Below are 564 nucleotides of genomic sequence, written 5' to 3' on the forward strand. Positions count from 1 at the left end.
CTGCGCGCCGACAGCGCCGGACGTGCCGCGTACTATACCAGCGCGCTTCAGAACGGGTGGATGTCCCGTAATGATGTGCGACGTCTTGAAAATATGCCACCGATTGAAGGGGGTGACATTTACACTGTTCAGCTCAACCTGACGCAACTGAAAAATCTCGAAAGCAGCAATCCTGCTGTTCAGGCTCTGGCCCTGAGAGAACTGCATAACCACGTATTCCCTGACATTTCATTTGAACAATCTCCGCTGAAACAGGCCGCTTAGGAGAACTTTCCTGATGAGCAAAAAACAACTTCCGGCAGCACCGGCGGGTCGCCCCTGCGCGCGGGTCACCTGTGAAACTTTACCCTCCGCCCTGGATCGCTGGGATGGCGGGATCAAAGCTGCGGCCACCGACGATAACAGTATTTCTGTTTTTGATGTGATCGGGCAGGACTACTGGGGTGAAGGCGTAACAGCCAAACGTATCGCCGGTGCGCTTCGGGCGATGAATGGCGCCGACGTTACGGTCAATATTAACTCCCCGGGCGGCGACATGTTCGAAGGCCTGGCAATCTACAACCT

1 protein-coding gene and 1 pseudogene are annotated in these 564 nt (G+C 55.3%); both read left to right on the forward strand.

Going from position 1 to position 564, the window contains the following annotated elements; translation table 11 throughout:
- A pseudogene (locus APU02_RS23855) lies at nucleotides 1-264 on the forward strand (phage portal protein); the annotation flags it as partial.
- 13 nt (nucleotides 265-277) lie between these two features.
- A partial coding sequence (locus APU02_RS23860; RefSeq protein ID WP_192841992.1) for an ATP-dependent Clp protease proteolytic subunit occupies nucleotides 278-564 on the forward strand: 287 nt, incomplete at its 3' end.

Source organism: Citrobacter sp. 50677481, assembly GCF_001463265.1.
Taxonomy (GTDB): domain Bacteria; phylum Pseudomonadota; class Gammaproteobacteria; order Enterobacterales; family Enterobacteriaceae; genus Citrobacter_A; species Citrobacter_A sedlakii.